The organism is Martinezella tropici, assembly GCF_008370325.1.
In the GTDB taxonomy this organism is placed as follows: Bacteria; Pseudomonadota; Alphaproteobacteria; order Rhizobiales; family Rhizobiaceae; genus Rhizobium; species Rhizobium tropici_B.
In genome coordinates this window covers 380,700-405,201 of sequence record NZ_VNIP01000003.1, presented here as the reverse complement: position 1 = coordinate 405,201, position 24,502 = coordinate 380,700, and the positions used below count along the sequence as shown (strand labels likewise).

21 protein-coding genes are annotated in these 24,502 nt (G+C 60.2%); 13 read left to right on the top strand and 8 right to left on the bottom strand.

What is annotated here, in order from left to right; all coding sequences use genetic code 11:
• Positions 1 to 35: 35 nt before the first annotated feature.
• Positions 36 to 701: a hypothetical protein gene (locus tag FP026_RS04730; RefSeq protein ID WP_149633464.1), complete on the bottom strand. Its 666-nt coding sequence runs from the start codon at positions 699 to 701 to the stop codon at positions 36 to 38.
• A gap of 135 nt (positions 702 to 836) precedes the next feature.
• Positions 837 to 1,235 carry a helix-turn-helix domain-containing protein gene (locus tag FP026_RS04725; protein ID WP_149633463.1) on the bottom strand — a complete coding sequence of 133 codons (399 nt, stop codon included), beginning with the start codon at positions 1,233 to 1,235 and terminating at the stop codon, positions 837 to 839.
• A gap of 425 nt (positions 1,236 to 1,660) precedes the next feature.
• On the opposite strand from FP026_RS04725, the gene FP026_RS04720 reads away from it, so the two are divergent.
• Positions 1,661 to 2,116, top strand: coding sequence for a hypothetical protein (locus tag FP026_RS04720; protein ID WP_149633462.1), 456 nt, complete (start codon positions 1,661 to 1,663; stop codon positions 2,114 to 2,116).
• A gap of 118 nt (positions 2,117 to 2,234) precedes the next feature.
• On the opposite strand, the gene FP026_RS04715 is transcribed toward FP026_RS04720, so the two are convergent.
• The 3 genes from FP026_RS04715 to FP026_RS04705 form a co-directional block, all read right to left on the bottom strand.
• Positions 2,235 to 2,795, bottom strand: a complete 561-nt coding sequence (locus FP026_RS04715) for a GNAT family N-acetyltransferase (protein WP_149633461.1) — start codon at positions 2,793 to 2,795, stop codon at positions 2,235 to 2,237.
• Positions 2,796 to 2,816: 21 nt separating this feature from the next.
• Positions 2,817 to 5,174, bottom strand: coding sequence for an Orn/Lys/Arg decarboxylase N-terminal domain-containing protein (locus tag FP026_RS04710; protein ID WP_149633460.1), 2,358 nt, complete (start codon positions 5,172 to 5,174; stop codon positions 2,817 to 2,819).
• A gap of 493 nt (positions 5,175 to 5,667) precedes the next feature.
• The gene (locus tag FP026_RS04705; RefSeq protein ID WP_149633459.1) at positions 5,668 to 6,588 is read right to left on the bottom strand and encodes a LysR family transcriptional regulator; all 921 of its coding nucleotides are present in this window, start codon (positions 6,586 to 6,588) and stop codon (positions 5,668 to 5,670) included.
• Between the two features lie 110 nt (positions 6,589 to 6,698).
• Here FP026_RS04705 and FP026_RS04700 point away from each other — a divergent pair, with 110 nt between their 5' ends.
• Entirely contained in the window at positions 6,699 to 7,055 is a 357-nt protein-coding gene (locus tag FP026_RS04700; protein ID WP_149633458.1) for a hypothetical protein, read from the top strand.
• Positions 7,056 to 7,325: 270 nt separating this feature from the next.
• On the opposite strand, the gene FP026_RS04695 is transcribed toward FP026_RS04700, so the two are convergent.
• Positions 7,326 to 8,531 carry an ROK family transcriptional regulator gene (locus tag FP026_RS04695; RefSeq protein WP_149633457.1) on the bottom strand — a complete coding sequence of 402 codons (1,206 nt, stop codon included), beginning with the start codon at positions 8,529 to 8,531 and terminating at the stop codon, positions 7,326 to 7,328.
• A 275-nt stretch (positions 8,532 to 8,806) separates the two neighbouring features.
• Between FP026_RS04695 and FP026_RS04690 the strand changes: the two genes are divergently transcribed.
• The 6 genes from FP026_RS04690 (at position 8,807) to FP026_RS04665 (ending at position 16,378) form a co-directional block, all read left to right on the top strand.
• On the top strand, positions 8,807 to 10,078 hold the full coding sequence (locus FP026_RS04690; protein ID WP_149633456.1) for an ABC transporter substrate-binding protein: 1,272 nt from the start codon (positions 8,807 to 8,809) through the stop codon (positions 10,076 to 10,078).
• A 64-nt stretch (positions 10,079 to 10,142) separates the two neighbouring features.
• Positions 10,143 to 11,027: a carbohydrate ABC transporter permease gene (locus tag FP026_RS04685; protein WP_149633455.1), complete on the top strand. Its 885-nt coding sequence runs from the start codon at positions 10,143 to 10,145 to the stop codon at positions 11,025 to 11,027.
• Positions 11,027 to 11,878, top strand: coding sequence for a carbohydrate ABC transporter permease (locus tag FP026_RS04680; RefSeq protein ID WP_149633454.1), 852 nt, complete (start codon positions 11,027 to 11,029; stop codon positions 11,876 to 11,878). The genes FP026_RS04685 and FP026_RS04680 overlap by 1 nt, the downstream gene beginning before the upstream one ends.
• A 58-nt stretch (positions 11,879 to 11,936) precedes the next feature.
• A complete protein-coding gene (locus FP026_RS04675) occupies positions 11,937 to 13,082 on the top strand; it encodes an ABC transporter ATP-binding protein (RefSeq protein WP_149633453.1) in 1,146 nt (381 codons plus the stop codon).
• Positions 13,083 to 13,108: 26 nt separating this feature from the next.
• Positions 13,109 to 15,244, top strand: coding sequence for a beta-galactosidase (locus FP026_RS04670; RefSeq protein WP_149633452.1), 2,136 nt, complete (start codon positions 13,109 to 13,111; stop codon positions 15,242 to 15,244).
• Positions 15,245 to 15,424: 180 nt separating this feature from the next.
• On the top strand, positions 15,425 to 16,378 hold the full coding sequence (locus tag FP026_RS04665) for an NAD-dependent epimerase/dehydratase family protein (protein ID WP_149633451.1): 954 nt from the start codon (positions 15,425 to 15,427) through the stop codon (positions 16,376 to 16,378).
• Between the two features lie 22 nt (positions 16,379 to 16,400).
• On the opposite strand, the gene FP026_RS04660 is transcribed toward FP026_RS04665, so the two are convergent.
• Complete coding sequence (locus FP026_RS04660) at positions 16,401 to 17,612, bottom strand: TIGR03862 family flavoprotein (RefSeq protein ID WP_149633450.1); 1,212 nt, start codon at positions 17,610 to 17,612, stop codon at positions 16,401 to 16,403.
• Between the two features lie 268 nt (positions 17,613 to 17,880).
• Between FP026_RS04660 and FP026_RS04655 the strand changes: the two genes are divergently transcribed.
• The 4 genes from FP026_RS04655 to FP026_RS04640 all read left to right on the top strand — a co-directional run bounded on the left by FP026_RS04655 (position 17,881) and on the right by FP026_RS04640 (position 22,026).
• On the top strand, positions 17,881 to 18,588 hold the full coding sequence (locus FP026_RS04655) for a TetR/AcrR family transcriptional regulator (RefSeq protein WP_149633449.1): 708 nt from the start codon (positions 17,881 to 17,883) through the stop codon (positions 18,586 to 18,588).
• 240 nt (positions 18,589 to 18,828) lie between these two features.
• Positions 18,829 to 19,986, top strand: coding sequence for a Gfo/Idh/MocA family protein (locus FP026_RS04650; RefSeq protein ID WP_149633448.1), 1,158 nt, complete (start codon positions 18,829 to 18,831; stop codon positions 19,984 to 19,986).
• A gap of 12 nt (positions 19,987 to 19,998) precedes the next feature.
• Positions 19,999 to 21,174, top strand: coding sequence for a dihydrodipicolinate synthase family protein (locus FP026_RS04645; protein WP_149633447.1), 1,176 nt, complete (start codon positions 19,999 to 20,001; stop codon positions 21,172 to 21,174).
• Positions 21,175 to 21,201: 27 nt separating this feature from the next.
• Positions 21,202 to 22,026, top strand: a complete 825-nt coding sequence (locus FP026_RS04640) for a sugar phosphate isomerase/epimerase family protein (RefSeq protein ID WP_149633446.1) — start codon at positions 21,202 to 21,204, stop codon at positions 22,024 to 22,026.
• 80 nt (positions 22,027 to 22,106) lie between these two features.
• Here the strand turns inward: FP026_RS04640 and FP026_RS04635 are convergent, their stop codons facing one another.
• On the bottom strand, positions 22,107 to 23,213 hold the full coding sequence (locus tag FP026_RS04635; protein ID WP_149633445.1) for a branched-chain amino acid ABC transporter substrate-binding protein: 1,107 nt from the start codon (positions 23,211 to 23,213) through the stop codon (positions 22,107 to 22,109).
• 406 nt (positions 23,214 to 23,619) lie between these two features.
• Here FP026_RS04635 and FP026_RS04630 point away from each other — a divergent pair, with 406 nt between their 5' ends.
• A complete protein-coding gene (locus FP026_RS04630) occupies positions 23,620 to 24,447 on the top strand; it encodes an aminoglycoside phosphotransferase family protein (RefSeq protein WP_149633444.1) in 828 nt (275 codons plus the stop codon).
• The last annotated feature ends 55 nt before the right edge of the window (positions 24,448 to 24,502 follow it).

Genomic DNA, 24,502 nt, shown 5'->3' with positions numbered 1-24,502 from the left:
AGGCGCGGTTCTCCACCCGCACGGCCGCTCCGGGCTTACTGGAGCTGGGTGCTCCAGTTGCCGTTGGCTTGCAGGCTGACGTTGCAGATGGTGTAGCCGCCGGTAAAATCGGAGAGGGCGGCGTTCACGCTGGACTGCGAGAAGTTCATGACGTTGCCCGGCGTATAGGCCCCCGTCTGGACAAAGTATTTGAGGATGGGCTGGCAATCGATGTTGTTCATCGGGTTTGCCTGCACGAAGTTGGAGAGCACGATGCCACCGTTGACGGCGATCGCCGAGCCGACATTGTAATAGGGCGGCGAGGTGAAGCTCGGTGTCGTGATGCGGAAAGCGCCTGGTTGTACGCCCTGGCCGTTGATCGGTGCGGAAAGGCCGAGCGGCGAAACTGTCGCGGTCGTCCAGTCGTTCGGCGCGCCGCTGCCGGCGCCGGCAAGGTCGATTGCGCGGCTGGCGGAGGCGAAGCCCGAGGATTGACCAACCTGCGGTGGCGTGTTCGCCTGCTGGATGCCGGCATAATATTGCAGATTGACCTGGAAGGTCAGGATCGCGCCGGTTGCATCGTAGTTGCCGAGAGATTGCGAATAAAGGCTGTTCGAGTAGACCTGCCCGCCGCCGGTATAGATAGCCGGCTGCTGGAAGAAGTAGAAGCTCTGTGTCTGCGGCTGGTAGTTCTTCACGTTGATGGTCAGCAATGTAGACATGGTCAACAATCCTTTTGCGTTGAGAGTGAAGCAAAGGGTCTCTCCCGCGGCACAAGCCGAATACGCTTTCCGTCCGATCATCCGGTGCTGTGTTTGAAACCCTAATTAGAAATGTCTTATATATTCATCATCTAATCAACCTGAAGCTGTTGAGCGGAAGGTGAAAATGCGGGCACAATTGCGCTCAGCGTAAGGCTGTTCTGGTGGGATGGCTTGAAGCAGATTGATGAAGCCCGCCTGTATCATCGTGGACCGGCTGCGGAGCGCGAGCACCCATTGAAGCTCAGTCTGGGAAATTGTGCTGTCCCTGTGCCACTCCATCGTACCGCGCCCAAGTAGCAACCAATCGAGAGAGACATCCAGCAGTTGGGCAAGCGCACAAGCACTTTCCAATGAGGTATGGCCGCCATTCTGCCAACGCGAGACGGCGGCAACGGACACATTTAGTTCGGCGGCGAGCGCGTGTACTTTCCGGATCTGACGCCGAGATATAGCCTCTCGAACGCGTTTGCCGCGGGCTGGATCGTGAGCCACTATAAAGTCTCCCTATGTTTGCTTTGTTGGAACAAAGCAGCCATAGGGAATTTTAGAGATATCATATATTAGATGATGCTTATGGTTATTGGGCGGCAAATCCAAAAGAACGGCCGCCTTCTTCTCACGCGGCATGCGGGAAAACTCGGCATTCGCCTGTGAGCGTTCTTATCGATGCAAAATCCACGATGGGGTGCCGGATGGAAGAGGATATCTGGGTCTGGAACCGATCGTTTCTCCTTGAGATTTGTCGCCCGGCGTGTGCCAAAACGAGCGACCGGCGACGTGATCGCTGGCCGGGGCGCAGCGACTACCTCCGATAGATTCTAGAACCTGCATGCTATCCTCAACGACAACACGGCTGGCCGGTGAGACGCCCTTCTTTTCCGTGGTAGAGCCCGCGGCTAATCCTTTGAGGAAAACCTTTGGTTGCGCAATTGAATGGAAAACCTGTACAAGTCCATAGTCAAGGACGAGGACACGGTGTGAGGACAAAGGTTTCCAAGTGGATATATCGGATCGCCACCGCGGCGATGATCATTGGCACTGTCTTTGTGTTGCGGGCCATGATGAAGGTTGCGGATTACATGGCGATCGAAACGCCGGGACTTGTTGACCCGAAAGTTGCGACCGTAAATCTCATCGTCGGATCGCTCGGGCTGATCCTTGCTACCGTCGCGATGCTGTTGCGGTCAGGCGCAGTCATATGGCTCCTTCCGCTTTATTGGCTGTCCGTGACAGCTTCCATCGCACCTCACGTCATATCGGATGGAACCTTCGGGAGCGTGGTGGTTGCGATCCTGGCGGTTTTCCTTCCCGTCGTGATCGTTCTGCTGCTGCTGTTCTGGCTGGTACGGCGCGACGAAATAAGACGGCCCTGATCGGATCGCTGAACGCAAATGGTCCTGGAAGGCGCGAGACACATCGGTGGAACATGACGATAAGTGCCACGAGCATGGTTTGCGCCAGCCATGCTTGTCGGCATCGATCTCATTGGTTTCAGCGGGTGGAGAGGGCCGGCGGTGGCGGTGGGGTGGTCGAGCCGGAGGCGAGTGAGCGCTGGACCATGACCGTGTCAGCCCAGCGGCCGTAGCGATAGGCAACCGCCGGCAATAGGCCGACGCGGGCGAAGCCGAAGCGTTCGTGCAGTGCGAGTGAAGCGACATTGTCTGCGTCGATATAGCCGATCATCTGCCGGAAGCCGGCCGCAGCACAGGCGTCGATCAGCCCGCGCATGAGCAGGCTCCCGACGCCCTGGCCGATATGGTCGTGATGCACATAGATCGAATGCTTGACCGTGTAACGGTAGGCCGGGCGCTTGCGGAACAACACCACATAGGCATAGCCGACGACCTTCTCACCGTCGATCGCAACGACATGCGGGAAGCGGCGGTCCTTTAAATTCTTGCGCCGTTCGCGCAGGTCATCCGGTTGCGGCGTGTCGCTATCATCAACCCCAGCCTCGACGCCCCGGTGAATATGGCGGCGATAGATCGCCAACATCGCATCGACGTCGCTCTCCCGGGATGGACGAACGACGATTGTTTTATCCTGCTTCATGACCAATCCGAATTTTCCAGCCTATTCCGCGACGACGTAGGTATAGAGCCGGATTTTGCCGGATGCGTCGATCTCGCGATAGAGCCCCTGGATCTCTACCTCGAAGCCGGGGAAGGTGTTGAAGCAGGTCTCGAACATCTTGAGATAGTCGATCATCGGCTTTGCCTGTTCCGTCAGGCGCTCGCCGGGCACGATGGTCGCGATCCCCGGCGGGTAGACGACGAAGGGTGTCGTTGCGATGCGGCCGGCAATGGCGTCGATCGGCAGATAATCCACATCGTTGCGCACCAGGCAGCGCGCGGCATCATGCGGCGACATGGCCATCGGCGGCAGGTGGTCGGCGGAAAACTGCTTCGTCTGTAGCGCGCTCACATCGGCCTGGCGGAAGAAATTGTGCATCTCAGCGCAGAGATCGCGCAGGCGCACGCCTGCATAGCGGCCTGGGCGGCGACGATAGAATTCCGGGATTGCGTCTTCCAGCAGCGCATTGTCGTCATGGAGTTTCTTGAAAGCGACAAGACCGCTGATCAACGTGCCGGCCTTGCTGGCCTCGACGCCAGGGGTAAGGAGGAATAGCAGCGAATTGAGGTCGTTCTTTTCCGCAACGATGCGGTTTTCGCGCAGATATTGTGCGACCACGGGCGCCGGTATGCCGTGCTCGGTGTATTTTCCGCTCGCCCGGTCGAAACCGGGGGTCAGCAGGGTCAGCTTGTTCGGATCGGTCATGGCGAAACCCGGCTCCATCCCCGAAAAGCCGTGCCATGCCGCACCGGGTGTCAGGTGCCAGAAGGCAGGATTGGTGGCGAGCTGATCGGTGGCGACGCTCTCCCACGGCACGTCGTGCACCGCGCCGGGACTTGAGACATCTGGGATCGCCACCCGGTCGGGCACAAAGGGCTCGAAGAACCAGCGGCGCTCCGGACGATGTTCCTTCTCCTCGAATTCGCGGCGCACGGCGCGGATCTTCTTGCGCAGCTCGATGCCGAGGCGGATCGTGTCGTCCCAGAGCACTTCGCCCGAACGGCCCTTCATCATCTGCGCACCGACGTCGAGCGAGGCAAACAGCGGATAGAAGGGTGAGGTCGAGGCATGCTGCATGAAGCTTTCGTTGAAGCGCCGGTGCTCCACGCGGCGCTTCTGACCGGTGATATGCCGGTCCTTCATGTGGATCTGCGAGGCCTGCGAGAAGCTGGCGAGCTGCTTGTGGGTCGATTGCGTGGCGATGATACCGGGCGCATCCGGGCCGAGGTCGGAAAGACCCATGGCAAAACGTCCGGCATAGAGCGGGTGAAATTTCATGAAACCCGCCCAAGCCTCATCGAAGAGGATGTAATCGCACAAATGGCCGATGCGCTTGAGGATCATCTCGGCATTGTGGATGGTGCCATCATAGGTGCACTGCTCCACGACCGCGACGCGGAACGGGCGCGGCTTCTTGTAAGCCTCCGGATCTTTCACCAATGGGTGGGTGCGGATGCGCTCGCGCAGGGCCTCCTCGTCCATTTCGGCAAAATCCATGGGGCCGATCAGCCCATAAAGGTTGCGTCTGGTCGGCAGATAGACCGGAATGCCGCCCGAGATCATCAGAGCGCCGTGATGAGCAGCCTTGTGGTTGTTGCGATCGAACAGCACGAGATCGCCATCGGTGACGAGAGCTGACAGAGCGACCTTGTTGGAGGTGGAGGTGCCGTTCAGCACGAAATAGGTCTTCTCGGCGCCGAAGATCTTTGCCGCTTCCTTCTGTGCGGCAAGCGCGGGTCCCTCATGGGTCAGAAGGTCGCCGAGGTCGAGCACGGAATTGTCGAGGTCGTCGCGAAACACCGCTTCGCCCAGATGCTCCATGAAGACACGACCGATGGGGCTGCGGCTGTAGAAGATGCCGCCATTGTGCCCGGGGCAGGTCCAGAGGTGGTTGCCTTCCTCGGCATAATCGACCAGCGCACCGAAAAATGGCGTCTTCAACGTCTCGGCATATTGCTTTAGCCGGCTGATGAGGCTCTTGGCGATAAAGGCGGGCGTCTCTTCGGATAGGAAGACATAGCCGTCTATGAAATCGAGGACTTCGACCGGCACATCCTCGAAGCGCTTGCGGCGGATGAGCAGGATGATCGGGAATTCCAGACCGCGCCGGCGCATCAGATTGATGAGAGCGGCAGTTTTACCTTCGAGCCCCTTCTTGCCCCAGTCGACCAGCATGCAGCCGATGGCGGCGTCCGTCTGTACGGCGATCTCCGCATCTTCGAGATTGCGCGCCCGCACCACTTCAAAGCCGGAGCGTTCGATCTCCTCGACGATCTGATTATAGCGGGCGCCCTCCAGATCCTCATTGTCAAAGGTTGGTGTTGCGAACAGAAAGTTGAAACGTCTGAAATAATCCATCTGGGTACCCGCTTTTGATCTGGCACGAGCTGTCGACGTATTTCATGACATGGATGTGACAAAATATCGAATGTCCGAAACATGCAAACCCATTCTAGGCGGCCGATTATGCGAGGTCGGCGGTTCGGGAGCGATCAACAAGGCACCGCCTGGCATGCTTGGCACAGTCTCGCGATCCGCTGCTGCGTCGACGTGACGCCATGTCGATCGGGGAAATCGACATATGCGATCGATTTTATCGCCCACTCGCCGGCGCCAGCGCAGCCTTGCCGACGCCTGTTTCCGTCGCGTCGTCGTCCGACAAACGCGGCTTGCTGTCCCTCTCGGCGTCTAGGCTCAGGACCTATTAAATAAGTTTGGGATGTGATTCATGGTCTTCAGGAAGAAGATCGTGATGAGTGATTTGTTTTGTTGAGCGAGCGCCAGATAGCGAATTGAGCCGTATTTTCCGTTGGCTCATAGCGTCCCGCGCGTCGATGATCGGCGGGTTAGCCTAGATTGTCGCGGCAACCTTTGCCGCCTTTGCGGCGATCCAATCTATGGCCGGATCTGGCGCGGCACCAGCCAGACGCGCAAGGCCGATGGACCATGTCGGGACGGGGGCCGGCTGCGGGTGAATGGCGATGGCTGCGGCATCGGCGAGCCTCCGCGCCACGCGCTCGGCCAGCAGGGCGACGAGGTCTGTCGCCCCCACGATGAAGGGCGCCGCTAGAAAATTCGGAAGGGTCATTACGACGCGCCGGGAAAGGCCGGTCTCGCCAAGGCGTTGGTCAAGACTGCCAGTCGCATCGCCGCCTAGCGAGACCAGCAGATGTTCGAGCTCGGCGAGCATCTTCAGGGACATCTCGGCGGCCAGAGCCGGGTGGCCTTTTTGGGCCACCAGTACCAGATGCTCGGTGAAGAGGGGCGTCAGGACCAAGCCATCTGGCGCTGCAGCGAGCGGGCCGATCACCAGGTCGATGTCGCGACGCCTCAGATCGCCAAGCAGGACCTCCCTGCTGGTCGATCGCCGCCGAATGTCGAGTCCGGGCGCGGAGGCGCGCACCTCGGCCATCAGGGCCGGCATCAGCACCAAGTCCGCATAGTCTGAGGCCCCAATCGACACGGTGCGAACCGCGCGGGCGGGATTAAAGGCGACGGTGCTGGCCTCGGCCAAGGCTGTGCGCACAGCCGCCAGTGCATGACCGATCGGCGCATCCAATGCCTCCGCCCGCGGCGTTGGCCTGACGCCCCCGGCATGCCTCACGAAAAGCGGGTCTCCCAACAGGTGGCGCAGCCGGGACAGGGCATGGCTCACCGCCGGCTGGGTCAAGCCGAGAGCCTCGCCCGAGCGGCCGACGTGCCGTTGCCGCATGAGGGTTTCAAATACTACCAGCAGGTTGAGGTCGACGCGGCGTAGATCGATTTCGTGCATATATCTTTATTACAATAATCAATTGGATTTATGAAACGATATTCGACACAAAGGCCCGAGCAGAGACACGGAGCGCAGCGAAGGCGATGATTTCGGTTCTAGGAGAACACATGCTAACCGCCCTATATACGGTCACTATCATCAACGTCCTCGGCGCTGCCTTCTTTGCTATCGCCGGTCTAGTGCGCCCAACCTTGGTTGCCCCCGGGTCGCAAACCGAATCCAGCCGGATATTTGCCCTTTACACCTTAGCCCGCACCATACCGATAGCCGTCGTCACCATCGCTGCTGGGGTCTGGGCTCCTTTGATTGCAATGCTTTGGCTCAGCGCGCTGTCGGCGCTGCTCCAATTATTGGACGGTTATGTCGGGACGCAATTGCGGAACGCCCGCACGACGTGGGGTCCTATTTTTCTCGGAGTAGTTCAATCCGCATTGCTTGCCTGGGTGGTCTTCAACATTTCTTGAGAGCAACTTTTCACCTAAGACCATCTTCGGTAAAACAACCAATCTCCATCTGCCGCAAGCAATTAAACCGGTCCTGAGCCTAGCTCTATAAGAGGCGTGCCTCAATTCCAGTCGCTCTCCTGTTCCTGTTTTTCCAGAACCTGTTCGTGGACGGTCTGACGGCGGGGGTCACCAAAGGCTGAGCGAGCCTTCGCTGCGGAATGCATCCTCTCTTCGGCGGTTTTCCATCCCGATGGACTGGCACCCGAATGGGCTCTCGAGAGCGGCCGATCATGCGAGGTAGGTTGGCGTGGCCGGTTCGCTCATTCCGGTTGTTCCGTCCACCGTCTCGAAGTCGAAAAATTTCTGGGTGACGAGGGCGGCTGCGCCGCGCGCCCAGGAATTGTCTTCCCAATCGGGCAGAAGAGGCGGCGAGGCGAAAAAGGTGCGGGCGGCCATGCTGGCTTCCAGGGGGCCGAAAAGAGCATCGCCGAACGAAACGGCCTCGCCACCGACGACGATGACTTCGGGGTCGGTGATGTTGACGAGGTTGGCGAGCGCCTTGCCGATCCCGGCGCCGGCATCGCGCAGGATTCTGTTGACCTCCGCATCTCCTGCCTCTGCTGATTCCAGCATGTCGGACAGGTTGTGGCTACGATCCCGATCGGTCGCCTCGCGCCATGTGCGGAGCATGGCGGGTTCGGAATAATAGGCCATCAGGCAGCCGCGCTTGCCGCATTCGCAAAGCCGGCCGTTCTCCTCATGCAAGGTATGGCCGAATTTGCCGGCTGCGCCATGGGCGCCGCGGTAGAGTTTTCCGTCGACGATGACGGCACAGCTGATGCCGACGCCGATTGCAAGCACGGCCATATTGCGATGATGCCTTCCCGGGCCAAAGAGCTGTTGGGCAATGGCATAGGCATTCGTGTCGTCCTCGAGCCAGACCGGCACCTTGACCTTTTGCGCGACCATCGATGCGAAAGGAACATTGTTCCACTTGAAGCGAAAGCTGCGCACGCAGACGGCCTGGCCGTTGTCGATGACACCAGGCATGGAAACGCCAATGCCCGCCAGCCGCGCGTGAGGGCGCCCCGCGGCCTTGACGAGCTGGGGTACGGCTTCGGCCAGCGTCGTTGCAACATTTTCCGGCTCGTTGTCATCAAGGGACAGGCGACGGGAGGCAAGCGGGTTGGTTGCAAGATCTGTGACGACGCATTCGACGGAGCCGACCATCAGCTTGAAACCGATCGCTAGCCCGTTGGCGTAATTGATCTCGACGGGTATGGGGCGTCGACCCGAAAGTCCGGCCACGGCCTTGCCTTCGGTGACGTGTCCTTCCTCGATCAGGTCGGCGATGACGAAGGTGACCGCTGCTGGGCTGAGGCCGGTGATCGTTGCGATTTCGGCGCGGCTTTTCGGCCCTTCCTGCCGCAGAAGGTTCAGGATGAGCCGCCGGTTGAGGGCTCGCGAAGTGCTCTGGTCACCTTTCAGCTTCACGATTTCTCTTTCTTAATTTTGTAAATTAATTATTGCGCCCGCTTCAGACTTATGCATAACTTCACTTGTCGATCAACATCCGGCATGTGCGCAAGCACGAAGAAGTCAGCAATAGGACAAGGTTTCTCGAACCGAGGGTTCCGGGCGGTGCACATGCATCGCGGCGGCAGTTTCTTTGCGACCATTGCGTAGAGGGCAAGAGGGGCGTCCGCCGCGCATTCCGTCCGGTCCGCTGGCTAAGGACGAGGATAGATATCACAACGGGAGGAGTCCAAATGACTTTCAATTTGCTTGGAAGGCCGGCGAGCCGGCGCAATTTTTTGAAGGGGGCAGGGGCGGTTTCCGCCGCAGCGCTCACCGGTTTTCCCATGCCTGCCATTGCACAGGCGCAGGACATCAACATCATTTCCGACGAGAACAACGCCGATGCGCTGGCAATCCTGCGCAAGATGGCTGAGGATTTCGGCAAGCAGGCCGGCGTTAAAGTCGTGATCAACAATATGGATCATGAGGCGCACAAAACCGCGATCCGCAACTATCTGGTCGCCGGGGCGCCAGATATCTGCTTCTGGTTCTCGGGAAACCGCATGCGCGCCTTCGTCAAGCGCGGCCTGTTCGACGATATTTCCGATCTCTTCGAAAAGGAGAAGTACAAGGACGTCCTTGGCGCGGCGGCCGGTTCGGTGACGGTCGACGGCAAGCAATACGGTCTGCCGACGGGCGGCACGCTCTGGGGCATGTTCTATCGCAAGGACGTCTTCGCCCAGCTCGGCACTGCGGTGCCGGCAAGTTGGGATGATTTCCTGGCCTACGGCGCGAAATGCAAGAGCGCCAATCTGACGCCGATCGCGATGGGCACAAAGGAATTGTGGCCTGCCGCCGGGTGGTTCGATCAGATGAACCTGCGCATAAACGGCCTCGACAAGCACATGGCGTTGATGAACGGCGAGATGAGCTATCTCGATGCGGCACTGAAGCCGGTGTTCGACATGTGGGAAACCCTGATCAAGCAGGATTTCTTCACGCCGAACAACACATCCTTCGGCTGGCAAGAAGCGGGTGCGCTTCTGTCGCAAAAGAAGGCTGGCATGATGAACCTCGGCGCCTTCGTCCGCTCCACTTTCCCGAAGGAAGAGCTCGATCAGCTCGCTTTCGCTCCCTTCCCGACGATCGATTCGAAAATCGGCCGTTTCGAGGAGTTTTCGCTGAACTCGGTGCATATCCCGGCTAATGCCAAGAACAAGCAGGGTGCACGCGAATTCCTCGCCTATTTCTATCGGCCGGAAAATCTCGGCCCGTATCTGGAGCCCGGCGGCAACGTGCCGCCCCGCAACGATCTGCCGCCGAGCAAGGACCCGCTCGTCAACGCAGCCGTCGAAACGCTGAAGACGGTACAGGGTACCTCGCAATATTACGACCGTGACAGCGATCCCGACATGGCTCAGGCCGGCCTCGTCGGCTTCCAGGAGTTTATGGCGAAGCCCGAGCGGCGCGATGCGATCCTGAAGCGGCTCGAAGGTACGCGCAAGCGTATCTACAAGATCTGACTCTCCTCCCAGCGACAGGCAGGCGGGGCTGCTGCTCCGCCTGCCCATACCAAAAGAGGATAAGATGATAAGATTTTGGCGCCGCCATCGCTGGTGGCTCACCCCGACTTTGCTGATATTGCCCGCGGCCATTCTCTTTTCAGTCGTGATCCTGTGGTCGGCGATAGAAAGCCTCTGGATCAGCCTGCACGAATGGGATGGCTTCAGCCCGATGACTTGGATCGGCTTCGGCAATTATGCCGAGCTGTTCAACGACCCGCAATTCTATGTCTCGCTGAAGAACAACATCATCTGGCTGGTCATGTTCATGGCAGCGCCGCCGCTCGGACTGGCGATCGCCCTGTTGGTCAACCAGAAGATTCGCGGCATGCGGCTCATGAAGTCGCTCTTCTTCATTCCGCTGGTACTGGCCTCGGTCGCGGTCGGCGTCGTCTTCACCTGGGTCTATACGCCGCAACTCGGTCTGCTGGCGCTGATCTTCGGCTTTTTCGGCGCGACTGCACCAGCGGTCCTGTCGGACGAGCATTTCGTCACCTTCGCGATCGTGATTGCAGCGCTCTGGCCGCAGATCGCCTTCTGCATGGTGCTCTACCTCGCAGGGCTCAACAATCTCAGCGAGGAACTGATCGGCGCCGGTCGTGTCGATGGAGCGCGAGGATGGAACATGCTGCGCCATATCGTCCTGCCGCAGCTGACGCAGGTCACCTTCATCGCGATCGCCGTCACCGTCGTCGGTGCGCTGCGCTCGTTCGACATGGTCTCGGTCATGACGCAAGGCGGTCCTTTCGGCTCGTCCGAAGTGCTCGCCTACCAGATGTTCGAGCAGTCGATCTTCTCCTATCGCTTCGGCTACGGCGCCGCGATCGCCTCGGTCCTGTTCGTGATCATGGCGGTGTTCATCGCCTGGTATCTCAGCCGCATCATTCGCATCGAAGAAAGAGGAGCCTGATGTATCCGCGCCCAATTGCCGAAGATGCCATCTGGCGGCGTCGCTTCTATTTCATTGCCGTGCTTGCCATCCTTGTCCTCTGGCTCTGCCCGCTGTTTGCCATCATCCTGACGTCGTTCCGCTCGACGCGGGATGTCATGGGCGGCAATCTCTGGGGTTGGCCGACGCAGTTCGGCCTAGTGGAGAACTATACGTCCGTCTTCACCCAGACGCCGATGGCACGCTATTTCCTCAACAGTCTGATGATCACCCTGCCGGCCGTCCTTGGCGTGCTGGTCCTGAGCACGCTCGCCGGCTTCGTGCTGGCGCGCTATCGTTTCCGCGGCAACATGCTGGTGTTTGCTCTGTTCGTCGGCGGCAATTTCCTGCCCTATCAGATCATGATGATTCCGGTGCGCGATCTGATGGTGCGCATCGGCCTCTACGACACGCCCGTGGCGCTGATCATCTTCCATATCGCCTTCCAGACGGGTTTTGCGACGCTGTTCATGCGCAACTTCATCGCCGCTCTGCCGGATGAGCTGTTTCAGGCGGCAAGAGCGGAAGGCGCGACGCCTTTCCAGACGCTCATTCACGTCGTCGTGCCCCTGGTGCGCCCGGCACTGGCGGCGCTTGCGATCCTTATCTTCACCTTCGTGTGGAACGATTACTTCTGGGCCGTGGTGCTGACCATCAGCGATACGGTCAAGCCCGTCACGGCTGGACTTGCCAACCTGCGTGGCGAGTGGGTTTCCGCCTGGAATCTGATCTCCGCCGGCACCATCGTCGTCGCCGTGCCACCGGTCATCATGTTTTTCCTGATGCAGCGGCATTTCATTGCCGGACTCACCATGGGCGCGGTGAAGGGATGAGCATTCCATCCGCCACATCCGCCCTCAGTGCCAATTCTTTCCTTGCGAGCCTAGAAGTATGACCAGTCTCGAACTACGCCATATCAACAAGAATTACGGCGCCTATCATGCGCTGCGCGGTATCGATCTTTCCGTCGAGCAGGGCGAATTCATCGTCATGGTCGGTCCCTCCGGCTGCGGCAAGTCCACATTGCTGAAGTCGATCGCCGGGCTGGAGACGATCTCTTCCGGCCAAATCCTGATCAATGGCCGCGATGTCACCACGGCCGAGCCGGGCGAGCGCGGTATTGCCATGGTATTCCAGTCCTATGCGCTCTATCCGCATATGACGGTTGCCGAGAATATGGGCTTCGGCCTGTGCATGGCCAAGCGGCCGAAGGCGGAGATCGATGCGGCGGTGGCGCGCGCCGCCAAGATCCTCAGGATTACCGATCAGCTCGACAAGCGGCCGAAGCAGCTTTCCGGCGGCCAGCGCCAGCGCGTCGCGATCGGCCGCGCCATTACCCGCTCCCCGGATGTTTTCCTGTTCGACGAGCCGCTATCCAATCTCGACGCGGCACTTCGCACGCAGATGCGCGTCGAGTTGAGCAGCCTGCATGCCGAGCTTGGCGCGACCATGATCTATGTCACCCATGACCAGGTCGAGGCCATGACGATGGCGAGCCGGATCGTGGTTCTCAACCGCGGCATCATCGAGCAGGTGGGCTCGCCGCTGGAGCTCTATCGCAATCCGGAAAATCTCTTCGTGGCGGGATTCCTCGGTGCGCCGAGGATGAATTTCTTCACGGTGACCGTCGATCAGGTTTCCGGACATAGCGTGACCGTCTCCGCGCCCGGCCTAGCGCCGGTGGCTGTCGAGCTCGCGCCCGGCTGCGCGGTTCGGCAGGGAGAAAAGCTCACCCTCGGTATCCGGCCCGAGAACATCTCCATCGCCGCGGGACAGTCCGCGGGCGCTCCGATTTCCGGCCAAGTCCGTCTCGTCGAGCATCTCGGGCGCGAGACCATTCTCTATGTCGATGCCGGCGCGCTGCAATGCATCGGTTCCGAAAGCGGCACTGGCAACATCACCGTACAGATCGGCCATGTTGCCGGCATTGCCAACGATGCGCCGATCGGCCTCAGCATCGATCCCAAGGAAATCTACCTTTTCTCCGGCCAGGACGAGCGGACCATCACCGTCCGCAAGCCAATTCTCGATAAATAACAGTTCAGGAGCCTGATATCGTGCCAGTGAGCAGCAGTAAGAACGACCTTTCCGTATGGCGGACCATCAAGACCGACAGGTTTCTGGTCGGCGCACCGCATTATCCGGAACATGTCGACGAGGGCTATTGGGAGCGGGATGCCAAGCGCATGTCCGAAGCCGGCTTCAATGTCGTGCGTCTCGGCGAATTTGCATGGCATCTTTTCGAGCCGAAGCTCGGCACGTTCGATTTCGACCTATTCGACCGTGCCATCGAGGTTCTGGCACGCCATGGCATCGATACCATCATGTGCACGCCGACGGCGACCCCGCCGCGCTGGCTGACGGCGGCCCATCCCGAAATCCTTCGCGTCGACGGCAACGGCCGGACAATGAGCCACGGTTCACGCCAGCATGCCGACACGGCGAGCCCGGTTTTCCGCGAGCACAGCAAGCGCATCACGAAGGCGATGGCTGAGCACTATCGCGATAATCGCCATGTCATCGGCTGGCAGACCGACAACGAGCTCAACACCAGCATGCCGGAATCCTTCTCTGCGGCGACGCTTTCGGAGTTTCAGGCCTTTCTTGCCGAGAAATACGGGACGATCGACAAGCTCAATTTCGCCTGGGGCGGCGATTTTTGGGCGACGGCCTATGACGATTTCGGCCAGGTCGTGCTTCCGATCGAATTCGGTCCTACCTTCCCAAGCCCCGGCCATGTCCAGGATTACCATCGCTTCCTCGCCTTCGCGACGGCCCGTTTCCAGCACGATCAGGTGGAAATCCTGCGGGCCATCAAGTCCGAGTGGTTCATCTTCCACAATCTCGGCGGTCTTCGAGATATCGATTTTCGTGGGCAGTTCTCCGCCGATCTCGATTTCGTCGGCTATGACATCTATCCGATGCTCTATGACGAATTCCAGCGCATCGGCAACCATGCCAAGGTACAGGCACTCCACCTCGACATCTGCCGCGGGTTCTCGGGAAACTACATCGTGCCCGAGCAGCAGTCCGGGTTCGGCAGCCAGCCGGGCTTTTGCACGCTGACGCCGGAGCCCGGCGAAATGCGGCGCATGGCCATGTCGTCCGTCGCGCGCGGCGCCGACGGCCTCATGTTCTTCCGCTGGCGTCCGGCGCATTTCGGCGCGGAAATCTATTGGATGGGCATCATCGATCATGACGATGTGCCCCGTCATCGTTATGACGAGGCCAAGCGCTTCGCGACCGAGATGACGGCGCTCAAAGATAAGATCCTCGGCACCTATGTACGCATGGATGTCGGCATCGCCGGCTCGGATTTCGACAATCAGGAGGCGCACAAGACCTATTCGATCGGGCTGCCGAGCCCGCAGGACGATGCCGTTCAGCTGCATCAATATTGTTACGATCGCGGCATTGCCTGCGGCTTCATCCATCCGGAAGACGATCTATCGCGACTGAAATTGCTCTATGTGCCGCATTGGGTCATGTGGAAGGACGGTTGGACCGAGCGGCTTGAGGCCTTCGCCCGGGACGGCGGCACCGTCATCATCGGCGCGCGCACCGGCACGCGTGACGAAAACAATCATGTCATCCGCGAGGCCGCGCCGGGCTCGTCACTGACGCGATTGACAGGCGTGAAGGTCGAGGATTTCGGCCGCCTTGCCGCACCCGGCGCCAACGGGCTTTTCGACGTCATGTCGCGGTCGGGCGGGCTTGTCGTTCCACCTGGCCGTCCAGCGGAATCCCATCGTCGCGTTCGCCGCTTTACCTTTGGCAATCACGAGATCGAGGCTGCCCATTTCTACGAGAACCTGACGGTGACGGATGATGTCGAGGTGATTGCGGTGTGGTCGAACCGTTATGCCGAGGGTATGCCGATGGCAAGCCTGCGCCGTGTCGGCAAGGGCCGGGTCCTTTATCTCGGCACCTATCTGACGCCGGAACTGACGGATGCTCTTGCCGATCGAACCTTTGCGGAAGCGGGAATCGCGCCTCTTGTCGGCGATCTGCCCGATGGCGTCGAAGTGACGATGCGCCAGAACGACGAGCGACGCCTGCTTTTCCTGCAGAACTATCTCGACCAGCGCGCCGAACTGCGCGAGGTCCCGGCCGGAATCAATCTCCTTGATAACGGCAAGGCGATATCCGGCACTCTGTCGCTCGACGCCTATGGTTGCGCCATCATAGAGCTTCGCTAGGCACTCTTTCGGCACCCGCTTCTATGAGCGGGTGCCGATCATCGCGATGTCGTCGCGGAAAAATTACGACTTTCTCCAGCGGGAGGGTGACAAAGTGGCGCGCGCGCCTATTCTCCCACGCTGATCATGTCTTGAACTTCGGTAGCAGCCGATTTCGATCTCGACGATTGGGAGGATATCATGACGCGCACGGTGATTATCGGCGCCACCGGCCATGTCGGCACCTATCTCGTGCCGCGACTGGTCGAGGCAGGACATGAAGTGGTGGCGATCAGCCGCGGACAGGCCACGCCCTATTCGCCGAACAAGGCCTGGAACGAGGCCGAGACGCTGGTGATGGATCGTGCCGCCATGGAGAAGGATGGCAGTTTCGGTCCGGCCGTCCGCGCATTGAAGCCGGATATCGTCATCGACATGATCTGCTTCACGCTCGATAGCGCGAGGCATCTGGCGGAGACGCTTGTCGGCCATGTCGGCCATTTCCTGCATACCGGCACAATCTGGACGCATGGCTTTTCGACCATCGTTCCGACGCCGGAGGAGGCGCCGAAGAGGCCGTTCGGCGATTATGGCGTCCAGAAGGCAACCATCGAGGCATATTTGCTGGAGGAGGCGCGCCGCAGGGGATTTCCCGCAACCCTGATCCATCCCGGCCATATTGTCGGTCCTGGCTGGGCACCCCTCAATCCGGCCGGGCATTTCAATCTGTCGGCATTCTCGACATTGGCGCGCGGCGAAACGCTGGTACTTCCGAATTTCGGCCTGGAGACGGTTCATCATGTCCATGCGGATGACGTCGCGCAGATGTTCATGGGCGCGATCGCCAATTGGCGCGTTTCGACCGGCGAGGCCTTTCATGCGGTTTCAGGTGGTGCGCTGACGCTGAGAGGCTACGCCGAGGCCATGTCGCGCTGGTTCGGACATGAGCCGAAGTTGGAGTTTCTGCCCTATGAGAGATGGGCGGAAGGGCAGGCGGCGGAGAATGCGCAGGCGACTTGGGAGCATATTGCCCGCAGCCCGAATTGCTCGATTGCGAAGGCCGAGCGGCTGCTTGGTTACAGGCCTCGCTATACGTCGCTGCAGGCGGTTCAGGAGTCGGTCGCCTGGTTGATGGAGAAAGGCCGGATCGGCTGAAAGTTAGGCGTTCAAGCTTAGATCAGCGGCCCTTAAGCCAGGCATCCATGCCCTTGGCTGCCGCACGCCCGGTGGCAAAGCACGCCGTGAGGAGATAGCCTCCCGTCGGCGCTTCCCAATCGATCATCTCGCCGGCAATGAACATGCCGGGGAGCTTTTTCAGCATGTATCCGTCGTCGAGCTCACCCCAACGGACGCCACCGGCCGATGAAATGGCCTCGGCGATCGGCCTTGGTCTCAGCAGTGGAATCGGCAGGGCCTTGATCAGGCGTGCAAGTCTTTCTGGATGAGAGAGCGTTGCCGGATCGGCAAGCTCGCGCAGCAGGCCAGCCTTGACGCCCTCGATGCCGGCACCCTTGCGCAGCCGGTTGGAGAAACTGGCTTTGGGATCCTGCCGTACCAGATCACGCGCCAGGCGCTCCTCGTTTCGGCCCGGCGCAAGATCGACTATAAGCGAGGCGTCACCCTTTTTCGTCAAACGATCCCGCAGCGAGGCGGCATGCGCATAGACGAGGCTGCCCTCGATCCCGGTTTTCGAAATGACGAATTCGCCGGGGACGGTTCCGGCATCCGATGTCGCCGTGACGGCCTTGAGGGGTTCACCGGCAAAGCGTTCGCTGAACGGCGCGTTCCAGGTTACGTCGAAACCGCAATTGGCCGGCTGAAAGGCGGCGATATCGATCCCCTTGTCGCGGAGCCAGCTGACCCATGCCGCGTCCGAACCCAGCCGGGCATAGCTTGCACCGCCGAGCGCGAGCAGAACGGCGTCATGTCGAACAGCCTCGCGTCCCAGCGGCGTTTCAAACAGCAGGCAGCCATCGTCGAAGCCGCACCAACGATGCCGTGTCAGGATGGTGACGCCTCGCGCCTCCAGCCGCGCCAGCCAAGCGCGCAGGAGCGGCGATGCCTTCATGACTTTCGGGAAGACGCGCCCGGATGAGCCAATAAAGGTTTCGGTTCCCAGGCCCTGTGCCCAGGCCCTGACATCGTCGGGTGTGAAGCCGTCGAGTGCGGCGCGCAATCGGGTCGAAGCTGCGCCGAACCGATCGGCAAATAGGCCATAATCTTCCGAATGGGTGATGTTGAGACCAGACTTCCCCGCCAGCAGGAATTTGCGCGCGACCGTCGGCATGCTGTCGTAGACGGTGATGTGATGACCGAGCAGGGATAAGGTTTCCGCCGCCATCAGCCCCGCAGGTCCGCCGCCTATGATTGCGATTTGCTTTTCAGTCATGCTCGTCCGCCGCCGGTTGCCTATTGCTCTCTAGAGCCGGACCGGGGCCGAAAGCAAGATCGTTGCAGCTTCTCCGGCCAGTTCCGGCGAGAGCGCGACCCCCTCGTTTTCGGAGGCTTTTGCCGCGATATTCCCATTTAAATCGATATAACCATATGGTTACTATAACCCTCGATTCGCCAGGGACTGTCAACTTATGCGATGATCGGTTACTTATCGGCGCGAGGAAAGACCGCATAAGCCCTATGAAATGCCGCCGGGAGCCATGATGTCGGAAGCAAAAATTGTGAAGCGCAGCATAAAAAGCGCAGACCCTGCGAATGCAGAAAAAACGATCGCGCGCGCTGCTCCGGAACGGCCTCGCCTCAGGGATGCGGAACGCACCAGCAAGGCGATCCTCGCAGCCGCAACCAAGGAATTCGCCGAGCGCGGCTATGGCGGCGCGCGCGTCGATGCCATTGCCGAGCGCGCCAAGATCAACAAGCGGATGCTCTACCACTATTTCGGCGGCAAGGATGCGCTCTATGTCGCCGTTCTGGAGGGTAGCTATATCGCCATCCGCTCGGCGGAGGCGCGGCTCGATCTCACGCACCGTTCGCCCGAGGACGGCATGCGGGACCTCGTCGTCTTCACCTGGCAGTATTTCCTGGATCATCCCGAATTCCTCGGAATTCTCAGCACGGAAAACATGCACAAGGCGCGCTTCCTGAAGCGCTCGGCGCGTATTTTCGAGCTGCATTCGCCGCTCGTTGCCGAAATCTCCGGCTTGCTCGACCGAGGTTCTGCAGCCGGTGTCTTCCGTGCCGATTGCGATCCGGTGAAAATCTATATGAGCATTGCGGCACTCGGCTCGTTCTTCCTGACGAACCGCTGGACGCTCTCGACGATCTTCCGCCGCAACCTTTCCGAAAAGGCCGAAATCGAGGGGTGGGGCGAGCATATCGTCGACGTCATTTTCGCCTATCTGCGTCCCTAGCGCCGGATGATTTCAGATCGAACCGGCCTGAAAACTGAATCTGTGCTGGAATCAAATAGGTAGCGCATGATGTCATCCGAAAACCGCGTACGCGTTTCGGCTTCGTGCTCTAGGCACTCCATCTCGACAAGCGGACAGTCATAGATCCCTGTTGCCGCGACCATTGAGGATGGTCGTTGACAGCATTGCTTCCTCATGCCAGTTATGTAACTATATAGTTATTTACGGGAGGAAGAACTCATGGCAACGAAGCCGATCGGCATCATCATGCACGGCATTACCGGCCGCATGGGCTATAATCAGCATCTCGTGCGCTCCATCCTGGCAATTCGCGAACAGGGCGGTGTTCAGTTGTCGAATGGCGACAGGCTGATGCCCGAACCGGTGCTCGTCGGCCGCAATGCAGAAAAAATCGAGGCCATCGCCCGCAAGCATGGTCTGTCGAAGACGACGACCGATCTCGATGCCGCTCTCGCCGATCCCAGCAATACGATCTTCTTCGATGCCGGCTCGACGCAGATGCGCGTCGAGCTTCTCGAGAAGGCGATTGCCGCCGGCAAGCACGTCTATTGCGAAAAGCCGATCTCGGAGACGCTGGAGGAGGCGCTGTCGGTTGCTGCTTCGGCAGAGCGGCGCGGCGTCAAGAACGGCGTCGTCCAGGACAAGCTGTTCCTGCCGGGGCTGCGGAAGATCGCCATGCTGCGCGACAGCGGCTTCTTCGGCAAGATCCTCTCGGTGCGCGGCGAATTTGGCTATTGGGTCTTCGAAGGTGACTGGGGCGTGAAGGCACAGCGCCCCTCCTGGAATTACCGCAAAAAGGATGGCGGCGGCATGATCCTCGACATGCTGCCGCATTGGCGCTATGTGCTCGACAATCTGTTCGGCGAGGTCAAGTCGGTCAGCTGCCTCGGCGCGACGCATATTCCGAGCCGCGTCGACGAGAACGGCAATACCTATGCCGCCGATGCCGACGATGCGGCCTATGCCACGTTCGAGCTCGAAGGTGGCGTCATCGCCCATATCAACTCCTCCTGGGCGGTGCGCGTCCGTCGTGACGATCTCGTCACCTTCCAGGTCGACGGCACGCATGGTTCGGCCGTCTGCGGCCTGATGCGCTGCTGGACGCAGCATCGCGTCAACACGCCGAAGCCGGTCTGGAACCCGGATCAGCCGCAGCCGATCAATTTCTTCGATACCTGGGAAGAGGTGCCCGACACGCAGGCCTTCGACAATGGCTTCAAGGCGCAATGGGAGCAGTTCCTGTGCCATGTGGCCGAGGACGCGCCGTGGAAGTTCACGCTTCGCGAGGGCGCTAAGGGCGTGCAGCTGGCGGAGCTTGCGCAAAAGAGCTGGGCGGAGCGTCGCTGGGTCGACGTGCCCTCGCTTTCGGCCCGCTAGGAGGCTGGTCTGATGACGAAAAGCCTTCGCTTGCCGATGGCGGACGGCACCATCGCCGCCTTTACTCCCGCCAACGAGCCCCTGATTGCACCTGTGAAGCCTGCGGGCGGTCATCATTTCAATCGCGTCGCCTATGCCGCCGCGCATGTCGTGGTCGACGCGCTTGCCGACAACGATCCCTGGCTAGACCGCAACATCGATTGGGAGCGCACTATCGCCTTCCGCGAATATCTCTGGGGTCTCGGCCTCGGTGTGGCGGAAGCGATGGATACCGCGCAGCGCGGCATGGGTCTCGACTGGGCCGGCGCGAAAGAACTGATTTCGCATGCGCAGTCGGCCGCTCGCGGGCGGTCGGATGCCGTGATCGCCTATGGCGCCGGCACCGATCACCTGCAGCCCGGTCCCAATGTCACGATCGACGATGTGATCCGCGCCTACGAGGAACAGATCGCCTACGTGGAAGGGCAGGGCGGCCGCATCATCCTGATGGCAAGCCGGGCACTTGCCGCGGTGGCCAGGAGCCCGGACGATTATGTCCGCGTTTATGATCGCATTCTCGGGCAGGTCAAAGAGCCTGTCATCATCCATTGGCTCGGCTCGATGTTCGATCCGGCGCTTGCGGGCTATTGGGGATTGCCCGACGATATGCGTGCCATGGAGACGGCGATCGCGATCATCAACCAGAATGCGGCCAAGGTCGATGGCGTGAAGATTTCGCTGCTTTCGGCGGAAAAGGAAATCGTTATGCGCCGGCGGCTGGATCCGTCGGTCAAGATGTATACCGGCGACGATTTCAACTATGCCGAACTGATCGCCGGTGACGAACAGGGCTATTCGCATGCATTGCTCGGTATCTTCGATGCGGTTGCGCCCGCCGCGAGCGCAGCCCTTGCAAAGCTTGCCCAGAACGATCTCGACGCCTTCCATGCCATCCTGGCGCCGACCGTCCCGCTATCGCGCCATATCTTCAAGGCGCCGACGCGCTTCTATAAGACCGGCGTCGTCTTCCTCGCCTATCTCAACGGTTTCCAGGATCATTTCCAGATGCTCGGCGGTCAGCAGAGCGCCCGCTCCATCCAGCATCTGTCGGAACTGTTCCGTTTGGCGGATGCCGCCCGCGTGCTGCGTGATCCCGACCTGGCCGTCTATCGCATGAAGGCGATCCTTGCCACCGTCGGCATCGACTAACGGACAAGATCGGGGAGGATTATCACGATGGCCATAGACGGTCTGTCCATCAATCTGGCAACGGTGCGCCAGCAATATGACATGCGCCAGGCGGTGGAGGCCTGCTTGAAGCAGGATATCGTCGCCATCGCGCCATGGCGCGATCAGGTACACAAGATCGGGCTTTCCGAAGCTGCTCGCATCGTTACCGACAATAGGCTGAAGGTGACCGGCCTTTGCCGCGGCGGCATGTTTCCTGCCGCAAGCGCCGAGGGCAGGGCAGCGGCGATCGACGATAACAGGCGGGCGATCGACGAAGCGGCGGCGCTGAATGCCGATTGCCTCGTTCTCGTCGTCGGTGGATTGCCGCAGGGATCGAAGGATATCGCCCATGCCCGCGAAATGGTGGCGGACGGCATTGCCGCGATCCTGCCGCATGCCCGCAGCGCCGGAATACCCTTGGCGATCGAGCCTCTGCATCCCATGTATGCCGGCGACCGCGCATGCGTGAACACGCTGGAGCAGGCGCTCGATATTTGCGATCTCCTGGGCGATGGCATTGGTGTCGCCATCGATGTCTATCATGTCTGGTGGGATCCGAAGCTCTATGAGCAGATCGCGCGCGCCGGCGCCGGCGGCCACATCCTGGCCCATCACATCTGCGACTGGCTCGTGCCGACCACGGACCTGCTGCTTGATCGCGGCATGATGGGCGACGGCGTCATCGACCTCAAGCGCATCCGCGCCGAGATTGAGAAAGCCGGCTTTTTCGGCCTGCAGGAGGTCGAGATCTTCTCTGAGAGCAATTGGTGGAAACGGCCGGGTGAGGAGGTTCTCTCCACCTGCATCGAGCGCTTCCGTACCGTTTGTTGAGTGGCAGTACCCTAGGATCGACAACAAAAAACCGGGCCAGCAAGTGGCCCGGCTCTATTTCGAAGCGATGACGTGACGGCTTATTCGGCCGAAACGATCTTGCCGCCTTCCCACTTGTAGAGCGAGAAGCTCTGCGAGGTCAGGTCGCCCGTTTCGCCATAGGTGACCTTGCCGATGGCGGTGTCGATCGGCTCGCCCTTCTTCAAGGCAGTGCCGACGGCTTCGGCATCATCTGCCTTGCCAGCCTTTTCGATACCGGCCTTCAGCACCTGCACGGCGGCATAAGCATTCAGCGTGAAGGCTTCGGCCGGGATGTTGCGCGCCTTCAGGGCTGCAACGGCGCTCTGCGAATCCGGATTCTTCAGGGCGTCGGCCGCGTTGGTGAAGAGCGTGCCGGCAGCGGATTCGTTGGCGATCGCCCAATATTCGGTGTTGGACAGGCCGTCACCGCCGATGATCTGTGCCTTGACGGAGATGTCGTGCAGCTGGCGGGCAAGCAGACCGGCTTCCGGATGGTAGCCGCCGAAGTAGATCACCTCGACGCCAGCCTGCTTCAGCTTCGTCGTCAGGGCGCTATAGTCCTTTTCGCCCGGGGTCAGCGAGTCGTTGACGACTTCCGTGACCCCGCCCTTATTGAGGGTCGCCTTGAAGGCGTCCGCCAGACCCTTTCCGTAAGCGCCCTTGTCGTTGAGGATGGCGATCTTCTTGTCCTTGAAGTTCTTCACCACATATTCGCCGGCAACCGTCGCCTGCTGGTCATCACGGCCGCAGGTGCGCAGGATGTTCGTCAGGCCGCGATTGGTCAGGCCCGGAGCCGTCGCGGTCGGCGTAACCATCAGGATGCCGTTTTCGGCAAGCGCGTCGGAAACCGGAATGGCAACGCCGGAGGTGACCGGGCCGACGACGAAGCGGATGCTCTCGCCGACGAAGCCGTTGGCGACGGATACGCCCTGCTTCGGATCACCGGCGTCGTCGCCGAGCTTCAGAACGAGCTTCTGGCCGAGAACGCCGCCGCTCTTGTTGATTTCTTCGATAGCGGTCTGCGCGCCATTCTTGACCTGTTCGCCGTAAGCCGCGACCGGTCCGGTCAGCGGTGCGATAAGGCCGACAGTGATGTCCGCATGCGCGAGAGGTGCAAAGGCCAGCGAAGCGACGAAGGTCGCGGCCGTCAATGTCTTCAGATTCATTTTAGCTCTCCTTGGATGGGCGCGGCAGCGCCCTTTGAACCCGCCCGCAATCGCCTGTCTCGACGCGCAAACTGCCGTGTGGCGTTCTTTTCAAGAAGACAGAACCGATATCTAAGCCGATGATCGCTTTCGGACATTTTTGATCTCGAAAGCGCCCATGAGGATATTTTCTGTAGGAATATTGTGACGATTCCGCAAGAAAATAACCGTCGCGAAGACAATTTTGACGATTTTTCGCTTCGTTTCGACGAGGGATGGTTGTTGTATCTTCGCGGCCAGAGCCCAAGTGATATGGCTGTATGATGGGTGGATCCAAAATGGAAATCGTTGCCTCCAATATCTCATCGGCCGCGGTAGCGATGCCGCTTGTCGTCATCTGGGGCGTGCTTGAGGAACTGGATGCCGCATGAGCGAGAATGACATTTCCGGAGTTTATTTCGACCTCTGGCGGCTGATCCCGGATGGTATCCCGATCGTCACGCATTCCAGCCGGCTTTTTCCCGTGCGCCGGGATGGCGAGCCAGCCATGCTCAAGATCGCCGTCGTGCCGGAAGAGAAATCGGGCGCCGAGCTCATGGTCTGGTGGAATGGAGTTGGTGCTGCATGTGTCCTCGAGCACAAGGACGATGCCATCCTGCTCGAGCGAGCGACCGGCCCTCTTTCTCTTGCAGACATGGCAAGGAATGGCCGGGACGACGAAGCAAGCCGCATCATCTGCGAGACGATCGCGGGGCTCCACGTTCCTCGCGGGATATCCTTGCCGCCACTCATTCCTCTATCCGATCGATTCCGCTCGCTCGTGGCAGCGGCGCAGCGCGAGGGAGGGCCCTTCGTGCGGTCCGCCGCTACAGCCCGCATGCTGTTATCGGAACCGCAGGATGTCGTGCCACTGCACGGCGATGTTCATCACGGCAACATTTTGGATTTCGCCGAGCGAGGCTGGCTCGCGATCGATCCGAAGGGGCTGGTGGGCGAGCGCGGCTTCGACTACGCCAATCTGTTCTGCAACCCTGACCATGCCGTCGCAACATCCCACGGTCGCCTTGCGCGTCAGGTCAATGTCGTCTCGAAGGCGGCGGGGCTGGATCGCTTCCGTCTGTTGCAATGGATCGTTGCCTGGGCAGGCCTCTCGGCTGCGTGGTTGATTGAGGACGGTCTCGACCAGCACGTCGAGGCGGCCATCCAGAGGGTGGAGATCGCGGCGGCAGAACTGGATGAGGTCGGCATTGCATAGGAGCGAACGGATGGCGCAGTCTGGCGATCCTTTGAAATGCTGAAATGCTGAACCG

Bases quoted from the DNA above. Each gene is read 5' to 3' on its own strand.
- FP026_RS04730 (WP_149633464.1), bottom strand. From the start codon at position 701: ATGTCTACATTGCTGACCATCAACGTGAAGAACTACCAGCCGCAGACA.
- FP026_RS04715 (WP_149633461.1), bottom strand. From the start codon at position 2,795: ATGAAGCAGGATAAAACAATCGTCGTTCGTCCATCCCGGGAGAGCGAC.
- FP026_RS04710 (WP_149633460.1), bottom strand. From the start codon at position 5,174: ATGGATTATTTCAGACGTTTCAACTTTCTGTTCGCAACACCAACCTTT.
- FP026_RS04705 (WP_149633459.1), bottom strand. From the start codon at position 6,588: ATGCACGAAATCGATCTACGCCGCGTCGACCTCAACCTGCTGGTAGTA.
- FP026_RS04700 (WP_149633458.1), top strand. From the start codon at position 6,699: ATGCTAACCGCCCTATATACGGTCACTATCATCAACGTCCTCGGCGCT.
- FP026_RS04690 (WP_149633456.1), top strand. From the start codon at position 8,807: ATGACTTTCAATTTGCTTGGAAGGCCGGCGAGCCGGCGCAATTTTTTG.
- FP026_RS04685 (WP_149633455.1), top strand. From the start codon at position 10,143: ATGATAAGATTTTGGCGCCGCCATCGCTGGTGGCTCACCCCGACTTTG.
- FP026_RS04680 (WP_149633454.1), top strand. From the start codon at position 11,027: ATGTATCCGCGCCCAATTGCCGAAGATGCCATCTGGCGGCGTCGCTTC.
- FP026_RS04675 (WP_149633453.1), top strand. From the start codon at position 11,937: ATGACCAGTCTCGAACTACGCCATATCAACAAGAATTACGGCGCCTAT.
- FP026_RS04665 (WP_149633451.1), top strand. From the start codon at position 15,425: ATGACGCGCACGGTGATTATCGGCGCCACCGGCCATGTCGGCACCTAT.
- FP026_RS04660 (WP_149633450.1), bottom strand. From the start codon at position 17,612: ATGACTGAAAAGCAAATCGCAATCATAGGCGGCGGACCTGCGGGGCTG.
- FP026_RS04655 (WP_149633449.1), top strand. From the start codon at position 17,881: ATGTCGGAAGCAAAAATTGTGAAGCGCAGCATAAAAAGCGCAGACCCT.
- FP026_RS04650 (WP_149633448.1), top strand. From the start codon at position 18,829: ATGGCAACGAAGCCGATCGGCATCATCATGCACGGCATTACCGGCCGC.
- FP026_RS04645 (WP_149633447.1), top strand. From the start codon at position 19,999: ATGACGAAAAGCCTTCGCTTGCCGATGGCGGACGGCACCATCGCCGCC.
- FP026_RS04640 (WP_149633446.1), top strand. From the start codon at position 21,202: ATGGCCATAGACGGTCTGTCCATCAATCTGGCAACGGTGCGCCAGCAA.
- FP026_RS04635 (WP_149633445.1), bottom strand. From the start codon at position 23,213: ATGAATCTGAAGACATTGACGGCCGCGACCTTCGTCGCTTCGCTGGCC.
- FP026_RS04630 (WP_149633444.1), top strand. From the start codon at position 23,620: ATGAGCGAGAATGACATTTCCGGAGTTTATTTCGACCTCTGGCGGCTG.